This window comes from Flavobacterium collinsii (genome assembly GCF_946903285.1).
In the GTDB taxonomy this organism is placed as follows: Bacteria; Bacteroidota; Bacteroidia; order Flavobacteriales; family Flavobacteriaceae; genus Flavobacterium; species Flavobacterium collinsii.
In genome coordinates this window covers 2115615-2133049 of the sequence record NZ_OX336425.1, presented here as the reverse complement: position 1 = coordinate 2133049, position 17435 = coordinate 2115615, and the positions used below count along the sequence as shown (strand labels likewise).

At 31.4% G+C, this 17435-nt stretch carries 15 protein-coding genes and 1 tRNA gene; 6 read left to right on the top strand and 10 right to left on the bottom strand.

The features are described 5' to 3' along the window. The first annotated feature begins 123 nt into the window (after positions 1 to 123). From OGZ34_RS09320 to OGZ34_RS09305, 4 genes are all read left to right on the top strand, one after another. Positions 124 to 1650: an ArnT family glycosyltransferase gene (locus OGZ34_RS09320; protein ID WP_263362849.1), complete on the top strand. Its 1527-nt coding sequence runs from the start codon at positions 124 to 126 to the stop codon at positions 1648 to 1650. Continuing rightward, the gene (locus OGZ34_RS09315; protein ID WP_263362848.1) at positions 1647 to 2171 is read left to right on the top strand and encodes a DUF4269 domain-containing protein; all 525 of its coding nucleotides are present in this window, start codon (positions 1647 to 1649) and stop codon (positions 2169 to 2171) included. The genes OGZ34_RS09320 and OGZ34_RS09315 overlap by 4 nt, the downstream gene beginning before the upstream one ends. 127 nt (positions 2172 to 2298) lie before the next feature. Then, positions 2299 to 2371: transfer RNA gene (locus OGZ34_RS09310), tRNA-Met, on the top strand. Positions 2372 to 3123: 752 nt separating this feature from the next. Beyond that, positions 3124 to 3654, top strand: a complete 531-nt coding sequence (locus tag OGZ34_RS09305; protein WP_246253206.1) for an endonuclease V — start codon at positions 3124 to 3126, stop codon at positions 3652 to 3654. Positions 3655 to 3798: 144 nt separating this feature from the next. Here OGZ34_RS09305 and OGZ34_RS09300 read toward each other — a convergent pair whose 3' ends face one another. Beyond that, complete coding sequence (locus tag OGZ34_RS09300; RefSeq protein ID WP_263362847.1) at positions 3799 to 4701, bottom strand: LysR family transcriptional regulator; 903 nt, start codon at positions 4699 to 4701, stop codon at positions 3799 to 3801. Between the two features lie 77 nt (positions 4702 to 4778). Here OGZ34_RS09300 and OGZ34_RS09295 point away from each other — a divergent pair, with 77 nt between their 5' ends. Beyond that, positions 4779 to 5399 (top strand): NAD(P)H-dependent oxidoreductase, encoded by a 621-nt coding sequence (locus OGZ34_RS09295; protein ID WP_263362846.1) that lies wholly within the window; start codon positions 4779 to 4781, stop codon positions 5397 to 5399. Positions 5400 to 5652: 253 nt separating this feature from the next. Here OGZ34_RS09295 and OGZ34_RS09290 read toward each other — a convergent pair whose 3' ends face one another. The 7 genes from OGZ34_RS09290 to OGZ34_RS09260 form a co-directional block, all read right to left on the bottom strand. Continuing rightward, on the bottom strand, positions 5653 to 6840 hold the full coding sequence (locus OGZ34_RS09290; protein WP_263362845.1) for a TlpA disulfide reductase family protein: 1188 nt from the start codon (positions 6838 to 6840) through the stop codon (positions 5653 to 5655). Between the two features lie 1048 nt (positions 6841 to 7888). Continuing rightward, positions 7889 to 9115, bottom strand: a complete 1227-nt coding sequence (locus OGZ34_RS09285; RefSeq protein ID WP_263362844.1) for an erythromycin esterase family protein — start codon at positions 9113 to 9115, stop codon at positions 7889 to 7891. A gap of 281 nt (positions 9116 to 9396) precedes the next feature. Beyond that, positions 9397 to 10209 carry a formylglycine-generating enzyme family protein gene (locus OGZ34_RS09280; RefSeq protein ID WP_263362843.1) on the bottom strand — a complete coding sequence of 271 codons (813 nt, stop codon included), beginning with the start codon at positions 10207 to 10209 and terminating at the stop codon, positions 9397 to 9399. A 421-nt stretch (positions 10210 to 10630) separates the two neighbouring features. Further along, complete coding sequence (locus OGZ34_RS09275; protein WP_263362842.1) at positions 10631 to 11191, bottom strand: hypothetical protein; 561 nt, start codon at positions 11189 to 11191, stop codon at positions 10631 to 10633. A 186-nt stretch (positions 11192 to 11377) separates the two neighbouring features. After that, positions 11378 to 12259, bottom strand: coding sequence for a leucine-rich repeat domain-containing protein (locus OGZ34_RS09270; protein WP_263362841.1), 882 nt, complete (start codon positions 12257 to 12259; stop codon positions 11378 to 11380). Between the two features lie 135 nt (positions 12260 to 12394). Then, complete coding sequence (locus tag OGZ34_RS09265; protein ID WP_263362840.1) at positions 12395 to 13171, bottom strand: hypothetical protein; 777 nt, start codon at positions 13169 to 13171, stop codon at positions 12395 to 12397. Between the two features lie 294 nt (positions 13172 to 13465). Then, a complete protein-coding gene (locus OGZ34_RS09260; protein WP_263362839.1) occupies positions 13466 to 13771 on the bottom strand; it encodes a hypothetical protein in 306 nt (101 codons plus the stop codon). A gap of 171 nt (positions 13772 to 13942) precedes the next feature. Between OGZ34_RS09260 and OGZ34_RS09255 the strand changes: the two genes are divergently transcribed. Continuing rightward, positions 13943 to 14170: a helix-turn-helix domain-containing protein gene (locus tag OGZ34_RS09255; RefSeq protein WP_263362838.1), complete on the top strand. Its 228-nt coding sequence runs from the start codon at positions 13943 to 13945 to the stop codon at positions 14168 to 14170. Between the two features lie 245 nt (positions 14171 to 14415). Here OGZ34_RS09255 and OGZ34_RS09250 read toward each other — a convergent pair whose 3' ends face one another. Beyond that, positions 14416 to 16428 (bottom strand): M13 family metallopeptidase, encoded by a 2013-nt coding sequence (locus tag OGZ34_RS09250; RefSeq protein WP_263362837.1) that lies wholly within the window; start codon positions 16426 to 16428, stop codon positions 14416 to 14418. A gap of 258 nt (positions 16429 to 16686) precedes the next feature. Further along, on the bottom strand, positions 16687 to 17421 hold the full coding sequence (locus tag OGZ34_RS09245) for a class I SAM-dependent methyltransferase (protein ID WP_263362836.1): 735 nt from the start codon (positions 17419 to 17421) through the stop codon (positions 16687 to 16689). Between the last annotated feature and the right edge of the window lie 14 nt (positions 17422 to 17435).

The following is a 17435-nucleotide window of genomic DNA, read 5'->3' as shown; positions in this document are numbered from 1 at the left end:
TCCAAATTTCAAAAAGCTGTTTTTGTCCTCCATCTAAAATAAACTTATATTAGCCTTAAATTTAAACGATTAGAGAAGAAACAGTAGACCCGAAAATTACCGCTTAAAAAACCAAAAACTACCATGACCAAAAAAACTGCCATCTTGCTAGGGTTTATCGCCTTAAAATTTATACTGCAATATATTCTAATAAGTCCTGAATATGATTTGCAACGCGACGAATACTTGCATCTTGATCAGGCACATCATTTGGCATGGGGCTATTTATCGGTTCCTCCGGTTACTTCCTGGGTTTCTTATCTTATTCTTTTACTTGGAAATTCGATTTTTTGGGTGAAGTTTTTCCCGGCTCTTTTTGGAGCTTTGACACTTGTGGTGGTCTGGAAAACTATTGAAACGTTGAAAGGAAATTTATACGCTCTGATTTTAGGTTCTACCTGCGTTTTGTTTTCATCTCTGTTGCGGATCAATATACTGTACCAGCCGAATTCGTTAGACATCTTATGCTGGACTTCTTTTTATTATGTGATCATTCAATACGTTACTACCGAAAACAAAAAATGGTTTTACATTGGTGCTGTCGTTTTCGCCTTCGGTTTTCTGAATAAATACAATATACTGTTTCTCCTTATTGGCCTCTTACCCGCTCTTTTGCTATCCAAACAGAGGAAAATATTTGTTGAGAAAAAACTCTATTGGGCACTGATTTTAGGAGTGTTACTGATTTTACCTAATCTTTTATGGCAATACAACAACCACTTCCCTATTGTGCATCACATGAAAGAGCTCGCCGAAACACAACTCGTTAATGTAGATCGAATGGAATTTTTGAAAAAACAATTATTATTTTTTATCGGTTCTTTCTTTGTTCTTCTTGCTGCTTTGTACGCCTTATTGTTCTACAAACCTTTCGAAAAATATAGATTCTTTTTTGCTTCGATAATCTTTACACTGATCGTTTTTCTGTATTTCAAAGCCAAAGCTTATTATGCTATTGGTTTATATCCTGTTTATATCGCTTTTGGAGCTGTTTTTCTTTCTCAGGCACTACAAACAGGCTGGAAACGTTATCTGAAACCCATTTTCATCATCATTCCAATATTATTTTTTATACCTATGTACGACTTGGCTTTCCCTAATAAAAGTCCGGAGTATATCATAAAAAATCCGGAAGCATACAGAAAAATGGGAATGCTTCAATGGGAAGATGGAAAAGAGCATGCGCTGCCACAAGATTTTGCCGATATGCTGGGCTGGAAAGAGCTCGCCCGCAAAACAGATTCTCTTTATGCCTTAATTCCGAATCCCGAAACAACTCTGGTACTTTGTGATAATTACGGACAGGCCGGAGCCATAAACTATTACTCTAAAAAAGGAATCAAAGCCGTGTCTTTTAACGCCGATTATGTCAATTGGTTTGTTCTTGATGTGCCCTACAAAAACGTCATAAGAGTTAAAAACTATTGGGAAAGAACTGCTGAACTTGAAGAAACCAGTCCTTTCTTTGAGTCTTCCCGTATTGGAGGCGAAATCACTAATAAATATGCCAGAGAGTCTGGAGCCACTATTTTTGTTTTCACAAATGCCAAAATTGACATCAACAAAAGACTCAAAGCTGAAATTAAAGAAGAAACTAATTATAGTAAATGACCGATTTTACCACTATCGACTATCTAAAAAACGGAAACAGCGGACAAATTCAGACTTATGAAATCCTTACCCAACATAAGATTTTGGATGACCTCGCTGAATTTGATCCAATTTTGGCAGGCACGATCCCAATTCATATCGATATTGAAAATAGTGACCTGGACATTATTTGTTATTGGAAAAACAAGGTTGAATTTGTGGAGAAACTCAACATTACCTTCGGAAGTAAAGACAACTATACCATCAGGGAAGCACTAATTGATAATCAAGAATCTATTATTGCAAATTTTAAAATAGCCTCTTTTGAAATTGAGATCTTTGGGCAAAATATTCCAACCAAAGAACAGAATGCGTATCGCCATATGGTTATAGAGTATCAAATTCTGCAATCAAAAGGCGAAAATTTCCGATTAGAGATCGTCAAACTCAAACAAAACGGTTACAAAACGGAGCCTGCTTTTGCTTTTTTATTAGGTTTAAAAGGAGATCCATACTCAGAACTACTAAAGTATGAGATTTAAACCACTTTAGCCAAAAACACAAACAACTAAATACCAGTTACTTAAAATTAAAATTCACATATTTAAAAATAATTCCGAAATTTCTTTGCATAACCGTATTTACTGTGTATCTTTGCACCCGAAACATCGCGGGATAGAGCAGTAGGCAGCTCGTCGGGCTCATAACCCGAAGGTCACAGGTTCGAGTCCTGTTCCCGCTACTAAGTAAAACACCAACTTCAACAAGTTGGTGTTTTTTTTTAAACTGGTGGGCTCATATCCGCCGCGGCGGACACAGGTTCGAGTCCTGTTCCGGATCAGGTTCAAAAGTTGGGGATTAAGCAAAAAAGATGGATCAATACAAAATGTTGTGGGGTTGATAGAAGTTATTCCTTCTATTAACGATTTCAGCTCTTCATTTAAGAAATCATTTTATTACAGCTGATTTTATAATTAGTGTTCTCTTTCGGTATAAATATTTGAAATGTTTAAAAAGGGCTGAAAGCCCAAAAGCATAAAAATAGTGCAACGCACTATAAAGTAAGATAATGAATCATATTGCCCTGAATGGGCATAAGCAATTATAAATGAAGCATAAGATCTTGATTAAAAGTTGCTAACTTTCGGAAATGTCATAAAATAAGATATGTGCTTTTTGGGTTAGGCTTTCGCCCTTACAGGGCTTAAAGAAGCATCATCATTATTCATGGTACTTCGCACCATGTTATTGCCAGAGCTCTTTCAGAGCAGCAAGTTGCAAGCACTTGTATCTTATAAAGAAAGCTGTACATTAAATCTTTTGGAACTAAAGAATTTTAAGAAAATATAAAAAACGTTGAGATTGTAAAAAGCTAGTATTTTCACTCCTAAATTGCTTTATGATAAAGAAAATATCAACTATAGCTAAATTTTTCACTTATCCAATAATACCGCACACATTAAGTACCTTTGACACAATAAAACCAATAGAATTATGATAGAAAATTTTGTGCTTTTAGCATTTGACACTTATTATTTTGACGGAAAAGCCAAAACCGTTTGTATTGAATTTAATCAATGGAATCAAGACAAAGATTACAAAGTACATTCAGAAATAATTGATAATATCGAAGACTATATCCCAGGAGAATTTTATCGAAGAGAATTACCATGCATTTTAAGTCTTTTACAAAAGATGAAACTAGAAAATATTGACGCGATTATTGTCGATGGATATATTTATCTGGATGATGATAAAAAATATGGTTTAGGAGGATATCTATATGAAAAACTAAACCAGAAAATTCCAATAATTGGTGTTGCCAAAACTAATTTTGCATCACTAAATAAAGACAAAAAAAGCTTATTTAGAGGCGATAGTAAAAAACCTCTTTTTATTACTTCAATCGGTATCGATTTGGACGATGCATTTACAAAAGTCGAAAGTATGGCGGGGGAATTTAGATTTCCTACCTTATTAAAAGAATTAGACAGGCTGACAAAAGAAATACAAATAACTCTATAATAATCCTTTATAAGCTAGCTAGCTAGCTATTTGAATGCTTCCTGCTACTAAGACAAAAAGCTTCAGAGAAATCTGGAGCTTTTTGTATTTATACCTTTCTGATTCTCTTTGCGGACACAGATTGCAAATCTGCGCTATAGTTGTCTACATATTGGAGCGATCGGGTAAATTAGTTTTTTTCATCTTCTCTATAAAAAGGTTAATTTCTTTCAAATTATTATTCTTCAGCTTGAATGAATAAAATAGTTTTTGCTCTATTATTTTAAAAGACTTAATTGGTGTTTTAATTAATTTTTTGTCTAACTCTTCATCACATAAATGTTTTGGAACTATACTAAATCCGCTATTGTTTTTTAAAGTTTCTATTATGTCCAAATAAGAGGGTAAAATATATCTTGGAACTATTCTAGGATTAGTATTAAATCTAGAATCCCAGAACTTTTTTATATCATTTTGGTTATTGTCATATGCAAACCAAGTTTGCTTTTGTAGCCATGTGTTGAATTGCTTATCATTTTTTTCGATATTCTCTGGAATAACAGTAGAATTGGAGCAAATTAATTCTAACTCTTCATTCTTTAAATATGTGAATTGATGGTCGTAAGCATCGTGTTTTTTTATTCCAACCAATAATTGAATTTTTTCCATTTCAAGAGCTTCAATCAATTCTTTTTCATTTCCAAACTGGGTCACTATATACATGTCAAATGCATAAATGTGATGTATTAATTCTTTCCTGAAAAAGTCTGTGGTACAACCAATTGTTATTGCAGATCGTTGTTTTTTTGTTCTTTGACTTGAATAATATTCTACTTTTTCTAATTCACTTAATGGATTATTAATTTGTGAATATAAAAATTTCCCATATTCGGTAGGTGCTAATTTCCGAGTAGTTCTTTCAAATAGTTTTTTTCCAATATGGCTTTCCAGGGCAGATAAATGTTTACTAACTCCAGGTTGAGTCATATTTAATTTTTTTGAAGCTTCTGTTATGTTTTTACATTCATATATAGCACCAAAAGTTCTCAACCATTCTAAATTAATCATAACATATATTATAAATAAGCAAACAAAAATAATTAAAATTATCAATGTGTTGACTCTATATTTGTAAAAAAAAGAAGATGACAAAAACATTAGTAATAAACTATGCACCCAGAAAAGGTTCTTACACCCAAATTTTATTTGATGAGTTTGTGGAACTAGCAAAAGGAAAAACAGAAATAAAACATTTAAATCTAGCTGAAACTCCACCAGAATTATTATTAGAGAAAAATTTGAATTTAATAATGGAATGGAATATGGGTAAAAGAGATTTTTCAGAAATAGAACTCTTAACTCTATCTAATCATCATAAACTTATAGATGAAGTTATTGCAGTTGATAATATTGTATTGGCTTTTCCTATTTACAATTTTACAATGCCAGCAACCGTAAAGGCCTGGATAGATGCTATTGTAGTTAGTGACAAGACATTTTCTTTTAGCCCTGAAACAGGCTTTAGTGGTCTTTGTAAAGATAAAAAAGCGCTATCCATAATTGTTAGTGGATTCGATTACAATAATTCCGATAATATCAAGGAATTTGCTTCATCTACAATAAAACAAAATTTTGATTTTATGGGTATCTCTTCAGAACAAATTTCAGCTTTTGGGGTTGACCAAAATAGAGACCAATTAAATTCAATTCTTGAAAATGCGAAATTGGAAATAAAAACTCTGATTGATAGATGGTTCCCAAATTAAGACTAATGTTTCAGCATCTCGCTCAGTTAGCATCCCCGCTCCCGCACGAATCCTTTCGTGTGGCAGCATGTATGTCAAGGCCTAGTTTCGTTATAAAGTTTTAAAATATTAAAAATGAGTAGAAACTATAAATTTTGTAATTCTGAAAGTGCAAGTAGAACGTACCACGCGAGAGGATTCGTGCGGTAGCGGGGATAAGAAATGAATAGGATTTACTTATGATTATTTATTATTTTAAGGTATATATTATCTATTAGTTGTGAAATATTCCAATAATCATATTTTCGATTTCTGCTTTGATTTCTACACTGCTGCCTATCCATCTGCCGATGATATTTCCATCTTTATCGATTAAGATTTTTACTGGAATTCCTGTTACCGCATAGGTGTTTTCAATTGTGCTTTTGTTTTCTTTGATTGAAAAATGTTTCCATTTTTCAATATTTTCTTTTTGTATTGTAGCTCTCCACAAATCTAGTTTTTCATCCTTTGTAACACTTATAATTTCAAAGCCTTTGTCTTGATATTTAGAGTACATTTCTTTTAGAAAAGGAAAATCTTCTCTGCAAGGGCCACACCAACTTGCCCAAAAATCAAGAAGCACATATTTGCTGTTTTTATATGAGCTAAGTCGCAACAAGTTAGCATTCAAATCATTTACCTCAAAATCAGGGGCTAAGCTTCCAATTCTACTATTTTTAAAATAACTTAATTTTTCAGCCAATTGTTTTCCGCTGTAAGATTTTTTTACTGCTGACCCTAATTTATCGTATAAATTTTTAATTGTATCATATGGAATTTGATTATCCTCTTCTGCTAATATGTGATCTAATAAGTCAGGTGTTATAAATGAATTTGGATTTTTTTTTATAAATTCAAAATCCGATTGCCTATTTATTCTTATATTTTGACCCACCCATTGATCCAACTGCTGATCGAGCGAATCTAAACTCTTTTTAAATTGAATTTTTAAAGAATTATCACTTGTTGCAGTCATTTTAACAGAATAAAATCTACTCAATTCTCTGATAGAATCAATTTTTTTGTGAATTTTTTCCTTTTCCGCTGTATTTTGCAATGCATAAAATTCATCGTTCGTTTTAGAACCATTTATTACTATAGTATTCAAATCATCAATATCGAGTTTAGCACTCATTGTGGACGGCTCCAAATAAATTATTTTTGAATTTAAGTTTGTCATATAAAATCTAGGGTCAGTACAAATAATTGCTTTAACCGGGAAATCAATTTCCCCTTTAAATACAAATTTATTGTTATAAATCTCTGAAGATTTGGTAATGCTCTCGCCATTGACCTTATATGTCAAATAAATATTTTTTTTGTTCGCTTTTTGGGAGCAGACACCATTTAGCACAAAATTGTGCTGCGCTACCATTATAAATGGAAGAACTAAAAAGAAAATTGAAAATTTTAATTTCATGTACATTATTTTTAAACCTAATTTATTGCATAAGAAGTGCTAAAAACTTTTTAAACGTAAAACAGGAACGCCCATCGCACGCATTACAACCTGATCCTCAGTCATACGAACTAGAACAGGCGCCACAACCTTTAGGGGTAACAGGTCCTCCACCATCAATAGCTCTCATCTCTTTTCCAGAAATCCTGCTTTTAGCATTTTTCAAACTTAATTGTTTTTACAACTATTAATTTAGCAAATATCTCATGTCTTTATCTCTTTTTCTAATATTGTATTATCTCTAATGCATATAATATTATCCTAAAATGATGTAAAAACAAGGGAGCAGCATATTATAATGATTAGTGCTTTTTGCTATAGACTGCTCCCAAAAGTTTAGACGAATTTATAATTAAAATTAGATAATAATGAATCCGATATACAAGGCTCATTTCTTTTAAATTAAGCTTGATTCTCTCATTAAATTATTTCCCCTTTAAATCCTATTACCCAAATCAATTTTGGTCTTTTACGAATAGTTTTTTATTTATTTTTCGCGATTCTAAATCCAAATCCGCCATTTCGTGTGCCTTTTGGAGATTGGTATCTAACTTCTGGCATATGAATTCCATATTCTAATGGTTTTCCATCTACCCCGCCCCCGCACGAATCCTTTCGTGCGGCAGTATGTGTGTCAAGGACTAGTCTAGTTATAAAGGCTTAAAATATTAAAATGAGTAGAGACTATAAATTTCGTAATTCTGAGAGTGCAAGTAGAACGTACCACACGAAAGGATTCGTGCGGTACCGGGGGATTTTTTTGCAAAAAGTTTCAGAAAAACTATTTCATAGGCAAGGTTTATTAGTTGACAAAACAAATCTATAAATTTAGTCTTTGTTTTTTAACCTATAAAAACTAGCTACTTGAATGAATTATAATATATGATTCTCTAAAAATCATTGATAACCACTACCCAAACCAAAGGATACCGATTTATTTCACAAAAAAACCTGTCTGTTTTTATGAACTACAATTAAATAGATTAATTGACTAACAACTTAAAATTATTTAATTTAACAGAGTCGATTCATTTGATTTTTTAACAAATATAATTCCATCAAATGCTTCTTTCAATTTTTCTTTTTGAACCATCTTTGGAGAATAAGTAGATCCAATATCTCTGTAAAATACTTTAGACATTACAAACTCATTTAATACGGGAGAAAAACTACTTTTATTAAAATCTAAAAAATACATATCAGAAGAAGCATAATTAAATACCTCACTACTTGTTTTTTTTAAAGGTAAGTCAATCGAATACGCTTTAATTTTGTTATTCTCAAGATCCCAAGCATTAAAACTACCAGATCCAAAGTCAAAACCGACACTATAATATTTTTCAGAATATTTATTTTTTAAGTGATGTCCTAAGGAATAAAATGAAATATTATTTTTTTTAATGTGAGAATTGTGAGCACAAATAAATATATTATTATTACTATTTTCTACTAACCAATTTACATTTTCAAACATTAATTCATCTCTGCGATTCTGAGTGTAATCTATCTTCATCAAAATATACTGCAAGATAGAATTGTTAAGTTGCCATAAATAGGGGTCTTTTAAAGATTTTAATTCCAGATCTAAAGACTTTAATATTAGGTAATGTTCTTCAAATTCTTTCTTTCTAAGATTTTTTAAATTACTCTCCGAAATGTAATTATTTAATGTAGTGAGATACTTCTGATTGTTGGGTGAAAAATTACTTTGTAGGTATTTGTAAAGTATATTTACAGCATTTTTACAATTCAAAACATCTATACCAACAAAACTTAATTGGCTCTCTTTACTTTGCGTTGAATTATAAAATCTCATCCATTCGATTAATGATAATATTTCGTTCGTATTCCATATCCAATATCCTATTTTACTAAGAAGATCTTTTGGATTACCCTTCCCATCCTTAATATATGAATTAATGGACAAACAGTCACTATAATTAGCCTCTATTGCAAATGTTTTCACATTACAATTAGTAACTAAGTATCTGAAAAACTTATCTTTTAAATCCTGAAATTCTTTAGTGCCATGCGTTGCCTCTCCAAAACCAAATATTTTTACATTTTGAAATATATCTTGAAATTTAAATAGTTCCTTAAAAGGATATTCTGGATTTGAGTTATCAATGTCGATTAAACTTGAATTAATAGTAACAATTAATTCTTTACTCTGTGATCTTACAGATTTGAAAGAAGTAATAAAAACTATTAAAATTAATATTTTTAATTTATGCATTTTCTAAAGAATTATGAAATAAGTATATTTTGTTGACTACGTAATTAAAACACTCATTTAATTAATATTTTTCATTAAGACATGTTCAAAAATAAAAAATATCTTATATATTAAAGTAGACTGCTCACAAAAGTTTAGACGAATTTATAATTAAAATTAGATAATAATGAGTCCGATATATAAGGCTCATTTCTTTTCGATTAAGCCTGATTTCTCTCATTAAATTATTTCCCTTTAAACCCTATTGCCCAAATCATTTTTGGTCTTTTGCGAATAGTTTTTTATTTATTTTTCGCGATTCTAAATCCAAATCCGTCATTTCGTGTACCTTTTGGAGATTGGTATCTAACTTCTGGCATATGAATTCCATATTCTAATGGTTTTCCATCTACGCTTTGGGTTTCGTAAAACCAACTAACACCTTTCGAAACTTTATACGATCCTTCTCCTTCTGTTGGCCCTTGCGGGTTCTTTTTACTTACTAAACCATCCTTTTCAGGGTTGTACCAATCAGAAACCCATTCACCAACATTTCCGGTCATATCATAAATTCCCAGTTCATTAGGCCTGAGAAGTCCAACTTTATGAAAGGTACTGTCTGAATTTTCTTTTACCCATCCAATCTCGATTGGATTATTACTACCACTATACTTGTAATTTTTAGTTTTCTTTCCTCCTTTAGCGGCATATTCCCACTCTGCTTCTGTTGGTAATCTTCCACCGGCCCATTTTGCAAAGTCATTAGCTTCATCCCAAGTTGCCAGCATTGGATTTTCGTCTATCCATTTATAATATACTTTTATTCCGTATGCATTTTCAATAGGTGCATCAGGCATTTTTCTGCCTGTTTTTTCACAAAACTCCCGAAACTGTTTAACAGTTATTTCATATTTACTTATGTAAAAATCATCAAGTTCAACCATTCGGTGCGGACTTGTAAATCCTTTTATTGTGTCGCCTTTGGGGCTAATGATGATTTGGTTTTTGCCCTGTTCAAAAGTCCCGCCATTTACAAAAATCCAGTCAACATTATCTTGTCTACAAGAACTGAATATCAAAAGGCCGAGAAAGATCATAAATATATTTGTTTTCATAATGTCTGCTTAAAATTACTGTCAACTTCTTTATATGTTGTACAAACTACGCAAAGCTCTCCAAATTGGCACAGCGTTGTGTGATAAAGTGCTCTATTTTTTATCATAAATCAGTAAGATGCACATCGAACAGTAATCTTCGTCCAACTTTCTACCCTATAAAAAGAGGTTTTAAAACTACACGGAGAAAAAATCGATTATACGATGGCATGCTTAAAGAAAAAGATGAAATGATGACAAGGATTGAAAAATTAATCAATAAATAGTTTCAGAATAAATCATTTTTATAAAAAATATCAAAATAAAGCTTCAGGGGAAATCTGAAGCTTTATTTTTATTAACTTCCCTTCTTTGTTAACATTTCGTTGCGTTCACGAGCGGGACGCTCGCGCCAGCAGGGGGAGTAATGTATTTTGTTATGCTAAAAAGCAAATATTTGAGTTGCATTTTCTCCGACTTGCTTTTGTAGTGTACACTTTGAAAATTTCTTATTTCCAAAAAACATTGAATCTTCGAAAAGTAAATTCAAATTTGGCAATTTATTAAAATATTTTACAGTTCCAACTTCAAAATCCATTAAGAAATACGATGAATTAAAAGCTATTTCATTATCTGACGACCATATCAGATTTAAAGTTGAAAAATGAATTTGAGTAATTTTTCTTAAAATGTTTTTCGGAACATTTCTTTCTTTGTTTTTGTAGCGTATTTTTAAACAACTCCAATTCTTACCGTCATATTTAGCCGTTATTATTTCTCCTGTTTTATATCTCAATTGAGCCTCAATAATTTTTCTTTTTCTACTCACTATTTCATCACAATACTTTTTCAACCTTATATCAGTTGACTTTAAAATTATAACTTCATTATTTTTAAAAATAAATTTAAACGATTGTGGAGCTTCAATTCTATCTTTATTTGCATAGATATTTACAAAATTTAGAATTAAAAAAAAAGTCAAAATTGATTTTATATTTTTCATTTATATCGTTAGGTTCTTTAATTATCGGCTTCATGCGCTTTACACATTAGGCTCACATTACAACTGTTTTGTGCCTAAAACAAGTACTTTCTTTGGATTTGCCAAATCATCCAAATACAAAACCTACTTTTCATTAAGCCAATTGCCCAAATCCGTTGTAGTAGCTGTTGGCAGTAGTTTTTTTTGTTAGTATATAAAAGTCGTCTTTGGCATTTTGGCTTCAAAATCTAAAATTATTTTTTTATCAATTTTATTGCCATCTAATGTAATTGAGTTTAGTCGCTTCATTCTAAGTAAACTATTAGGAAGATTAGTCAATTCGTTTTCGTATAAGTTTAATTCTTCCAAATTATTAAGTAATGAAATTTCACTTGGAAGTTCTCTGATATGATTAACGCTTAGATGGATAGTTCTAAGTTTTTTACATTTAGAAAGCTCTAAAATGATACTTTTAGTATCAATTTTATCCTGTCTAATATATCCAAAAGTTTCTAAATTAGAAAGTTTATCAAATTCTATATTTAAATTCTTAATTTGATTATTACCTAGATTTAGTTGTCTAAGGTTTTTAAATCGATGAATCTTTGATAAGTTGTTTGTGAAGTCAAATTCAAACATACTTGTTAAGTTGAGCTCTTCGATGTTTCCATTATTTTCATAAAATGCCTCCGGAAAAGTTCTAATATCATTCCACCAAATATCTAGCGTTCTAAGTTTTTTAAGCTTAATTATTTCAATTGGGAACGTTTTAAAATTATTCATTCCAATATTTAAAATCTGGAGGTTTTGCAGTTCTTCTAAATGATTAAGTTCTGATAAATTATTTACGGAAAGATTTAATTCTTGTAGATTAGACAGTTTGAAGATTATCTTTGGGATTGTAGTCAAATTGTTTTCTGATAAATCAACACGATAAACCAATTCTAGATTTTTTGGCAAACTATCTAAATTTTTATATATTTTTTCATTTTGTAATTCACTTAACGACATTATTTTTTCTTCTTGCTTTTTGTTACAAGAAGTGAGGATAATTAGAAATAAAAATATTGTCGTTATTTGATTTTTCATAAACTTACTGCCATCATTCTGGCGCTTAGAAAGGTTAAGGAATAAAGACGCTAGATTTTTCGATTAAGCACAAATATTCCAAATATAAAACTATCTTTAAATTAAGCCTAAAACCCCAATCTCACCAAACGGCTGTTAACGGTCATTGTTTTCTGGTGTTTTCCCTTCGTTTTTATATTCTTCTTTATATTCTCCATTTTCATCAAACTTACTTTCGAATTGTCTGTAATTGATATTTCCCCAAATAGCATTCGATTTATTACTTCCCATAGAAAGTCTTAATTGAGTTTTATAATTTCCTTTAAAATTTGGCACTAATGTTATAGCTATTTCTTTTGGGGGCAAAATGATTGTACCAACTCCATTTCCACACATGTAGACAAATCTTTCTTGTATAGGTTCCCATTTACCTAATTTATTTTTCGCTTCCAAAATCAAAGGGATTCTATCTCCAAAACCAATTGGGATGGTGTCTTTTGTTCTATTTCTTAATAGCGCAGTATGAAAATTATTAATTTTTTTAGAGCATATTTGAATTTCAACTTTTTGCTCTTGCATAAATGAATAACGATTCTTTTTGTCCCATTCAATATAATATTCTGCATTTCGACGTTGTCGCTTTTCAATTTCTGAGTCTTTCTTTCTATTCTTGGGAAATTCAGCAATTGAGAAATATTCTACCCCTAACGATATAGAATCTTTCAATTTTCCGATATAGTTAAAATTATAGTTTGCAGTAGAAATCCAAGTAGGGTTTTCTTCATCAAAAAAGGATTCATATTTTAAATTCAAAGGATTTACTATCGTAGGAAATACAGTTACAGGTTCACTTTTAGGTTTAATTTTTTTATCTTCATTTTTGCACCCAAAAAAGAATAAGGAAATGGCTAAAATTAAATATAATCTTTTCATAAAGTTTGTTTACAATGGCCGCTAACTTACTCATATGCATAACAAAACCATACAAAGTCAACCAGATTTAGGTAAACATGTATGATAAATTTCACACATTCTTTATTTCCAAATATATAATTTTTTCACTTTAAATCATCAAAAGAACTTTTAATTTGATTGATGCTTTTTGGCACTTATATGAGTCACTATGCAAACAAAATTCAGAGAAAAATTAAGATACACATGCTAAACCATTATAATAACCCAAGATAATTGTCCGTACTAGTAGCGGGTACAGATTACAAATCCACATTACCTTTTATTTATTTCACGCATCTTATCCAGCAACTCCATTTCATCGTCAGGAAGAAGCTGCAAGGCAATTTCAAGTAAGATTATTAAATCAATTGTGACATCAGAGGAAATATCTTTTTTAAGTAAACTAATACAAGTTTTTAGCAACGAAGAGATTGTTAGATTTAATTCATAATAAGAAGATAATCTTATTGGTACGCTAAACGAATTATTTTCAGCATCGGGTTCTAGTTTTGTAAAATAGTTCATTTTACTTATTAATTTTAAAATAGTTGTAGCTAATTCTTTTTGTTGCATTTCCATAATTTTAATTTTTAATAATCCTGCATTTTATACTCTACATTGAATTTCTTACTATATTTTTTTAATACGATTAAACAAATATACATAAAAAAACAGATTTATTTGACTGGATATATACGTTCCTGTTTTTTTAGCTACTTAATTATAATTTTCAAGTCTTAATAATAAGTGATGAGAAAAAATGAAGTCCCTGAATCTGTGAAGATTGTTGGAAATAACATAAAAGAGATTATTAAAGAGCAAAATCTTAAAGTACGCAATGTAGCTCATGATGCAGATTTAGATATTGAAGCATTAAGAAGATATATGTTAGGCAAACAAATTATGGGCATTGATAAACTTATACGCATCAGCAAAGCTTTAAATATTGAGATTTCAGAACTGTTTCGGAAAATATAATTTATTTAATTTTTAAACCAGTTACGCTGACATGTGCAACAACAGATTAGAGATCACAGATTTGAGTCCCGTTTCTAGTGCAACGACAAAAGCTTCAGAGTAATCTGGAGTTTTTTTGTTTAGGCTAAAACGTAAAAAGTTAAGAGCCTTTTATAAAGTTTGCAATTTCTAAGAAACCAAAAAAAATGCGCAAAGTTCACAGGAACATTTGCGCAGCTTTTCATTGGAAAATTTCAACTAAGATATTACCAAATTGTTATTCTGTCTTTCTTCGGTAAAAACATTTTATCTCCGGGTTGTACATTAAATGCTTCGTAAAAAGGAGTAGTATTCATTAAAGTACCATTTACACGCCAAATTGGTGGAGAATGTGGGTTATTGTTGATCCACAAACGCAGGAACTCGTCTTTCATTTTTACTCTCCATATTTTGGCTAACGAAATAAAGAAACGCTGGTCTGGAGTAAATCCGTCTATTTTTGTGTTTCCTTTTCCTTGTTCGGTCATTTTAAACGCATCATAAGCAACTGCTAATCCTGCAATATCTGCCGTATTTTCACCAACTGTCATGGCACCATTAACATGCAGATCACCCAAAACAGTATAGGTGCTGTACAAATTGATCACCTGCTGTACTCTTGATTTAAACTGTGCATAATCCTCTTTTGTCCACCAGTTTTTTAAGTTACCATCCTTATCATATTGCGCACCCTGATCGTCAAAAGTATGGGTTATTTCGTGACCAATCACCATTCCGATACCTCCATAGTTAAGTGCATCATCTGCATTATTATCAAAATACGGAGGTTGTAAAATACCTGCAGGAAAAACAATTTCATTTGCAGTAGGGTTATTATATGCTGTAACAGTTGGAACTGTCGTATACCATTCAGATCTATCAACTGGTTTACCCAATTTTGCCAATTGAAATTGATAGTCAACCGTAGCGGCCGAAACCATATTCTCAAAATAAGCATCCCTGGCAATATGTACCTTGCTATAGTCTCTCCATTTGTCCGGATATCCTATTTTCTTAGTCATGGCGGCCAATTTTTCTTTTGCTTTTTGTTTTGTAACAGGGCTCATCCATTCCAATTTATCAATTCTTATGGCATAAGCTTTTTGCAAATTATTCACGAGGATTAACATACGTTTTTTAGCATCTTCCGAAAAATATTTCTTAACATACAATTCGCCCAATGCGTCGCCTAAGTAAGCATCAAGAACACTAGCCATTTTTTCGCCACGTGATTTTTGAACAGCCTGACCAGAAAGCACTTTGGTATATTCAAATGAAGCATCTACAAAAGGTTTACTTAAATCATCTGCATATCTTTCTAACGAATTTGCTTTCAGGTAAATTTTCCAATTAGCAATAGGGATGGTTTTCAAAAGCTTATTAAGGGCATCATAATAGGCAGGTTGACCTACATTAATAAAATCGGTTTTAGCCCCTAAATTATTTAAAAAAGCAGTCCAGCCTATGTTGGGTTGTCTTTTTATAAGATCTGTTACAGCTATTTTATTATAATTGGCCTGTACATCCCGAAGCTCAACTTTTGTTTTATGCGAAACAGCGAGTTGTTTGTCTATATCGTACACCAAATTAGCATTCTTTTTAGCCTCTTCGGTATTGCTGCCTGTTTGTTGAAATAATGTAGTTAGGTATTTTTTGTACGATTCCTGTATCGCAACAGTTGGTGCATCTGATTTGAAATAATAGTCCCTGTCAGGCAAACCGATACCCGTTTGATAGATTTGAGCAATGTTCATACTGCTGTTTTTATCATCGGTTGACACTCCAAAAGCTATAATAGAAGAATTGCCCACTTTTACTTCATTAACTACAAAGTTCATTAAAGACGGTAAATCGCTAATTGCTTCAATTTTGGCCAATAGAGGTTTGATAGGTGTATAACCGCGTTTGTCAATAGTTACGGTATCCATACCTGATGCATAAAAGTCGCCTACCTTTTGTGCTATACTTCCTGCTGAATTCTTACTTTGCGAAATACTGTCCAATATTCCTTGCAGACGCATTCGTTGCGGGTAATTCATAAACATGTAGACACCTACTCCGGTTTGAGATGCAGGTATTGATACAGAATCATACCATTTACCATTTACATATTTAAAAAAATCATTACCAGGACGCAATGTGGAATCTATTCCGGTGATAGCAATGTTTTTTTCTTTTTGATGTTTAGAGCACGCTGTTAAAGCTAAGAATGCAATGAAGAGCATTAATGATTTTTTCATAATCTAAATTATTTCTATTAAAATGAACTGAAAAACGTTTGAAAGCAGGTATTCTAAAATGTATAGGACTGGCATATTTGATTTTAGCAGAACAATATACGAATTCAGTTTTTAATTCCGATGTTCTTGTTAGAATTACCAGTTAAAAAAGTTGGAAGCTATGAAAAGGGAAAAACATTTAAAATCCGTTTTTATCAGCGTTTTCGCCTAGCGAATCCGTATAATCTGTGTACTATTTGCATTCCAAAATTCATTAATTTATGACTTACCCGCAGCAACCATAATAAAAATTGGTCTTCTTAACTCGTCTTTCATTTCCGGATATTTTTCAATAATTTCCTCCGACGGTTTTGGTTCCGATATTTGTGTAATACTAAAACCTGAATCAATTACAATATTTAGAATACTTGCTACTGTTCGATGGTATTTTACTACTTTATGGCCTAAAAAAGAGGTTTCTCTTGCTCCTTCGTACTGATAATTGTCAACTGGCCAATGTAGTCGGTTTCCATTTTCTTCTTTAAACCAATCTTGCTCACTTTTTGCTGTAAAAACAGGATGTTCCATAGAAAAAACAAAACTTCCGCCCTTCTTTAGATACTTATTGATTTTACGAAAAAGAGCTTTTAGATCTTGTATATAATGAAAGGTAAGTGAACTAAAAATAACATCAAACTGCTCCTTTTCAAATTCAATATCTTCTATTGGCATTTGATAATATTCTATTGATAATCCTTTTGATTTTTCCTTTGCTTTATCAATCATTTTTTTTGACAAATCAATTCCAATGACACTCTCTGCACCTTGTTCTTTTGCGTAAATACAATGCCATCCATAACCACAACCCAGATCAAGAACATTTTTCCCTTGAAAATCAGGCAGCATCTTTTTTAAAACATGCCACTCTCCTGCCGAATTCAAACCATCAATCGAACGCGCCATTTTACCATAGTTTTCAAAAAAATCTGTATCATCGTAAATATTCTGTTTCATCTCTTCATTTATTT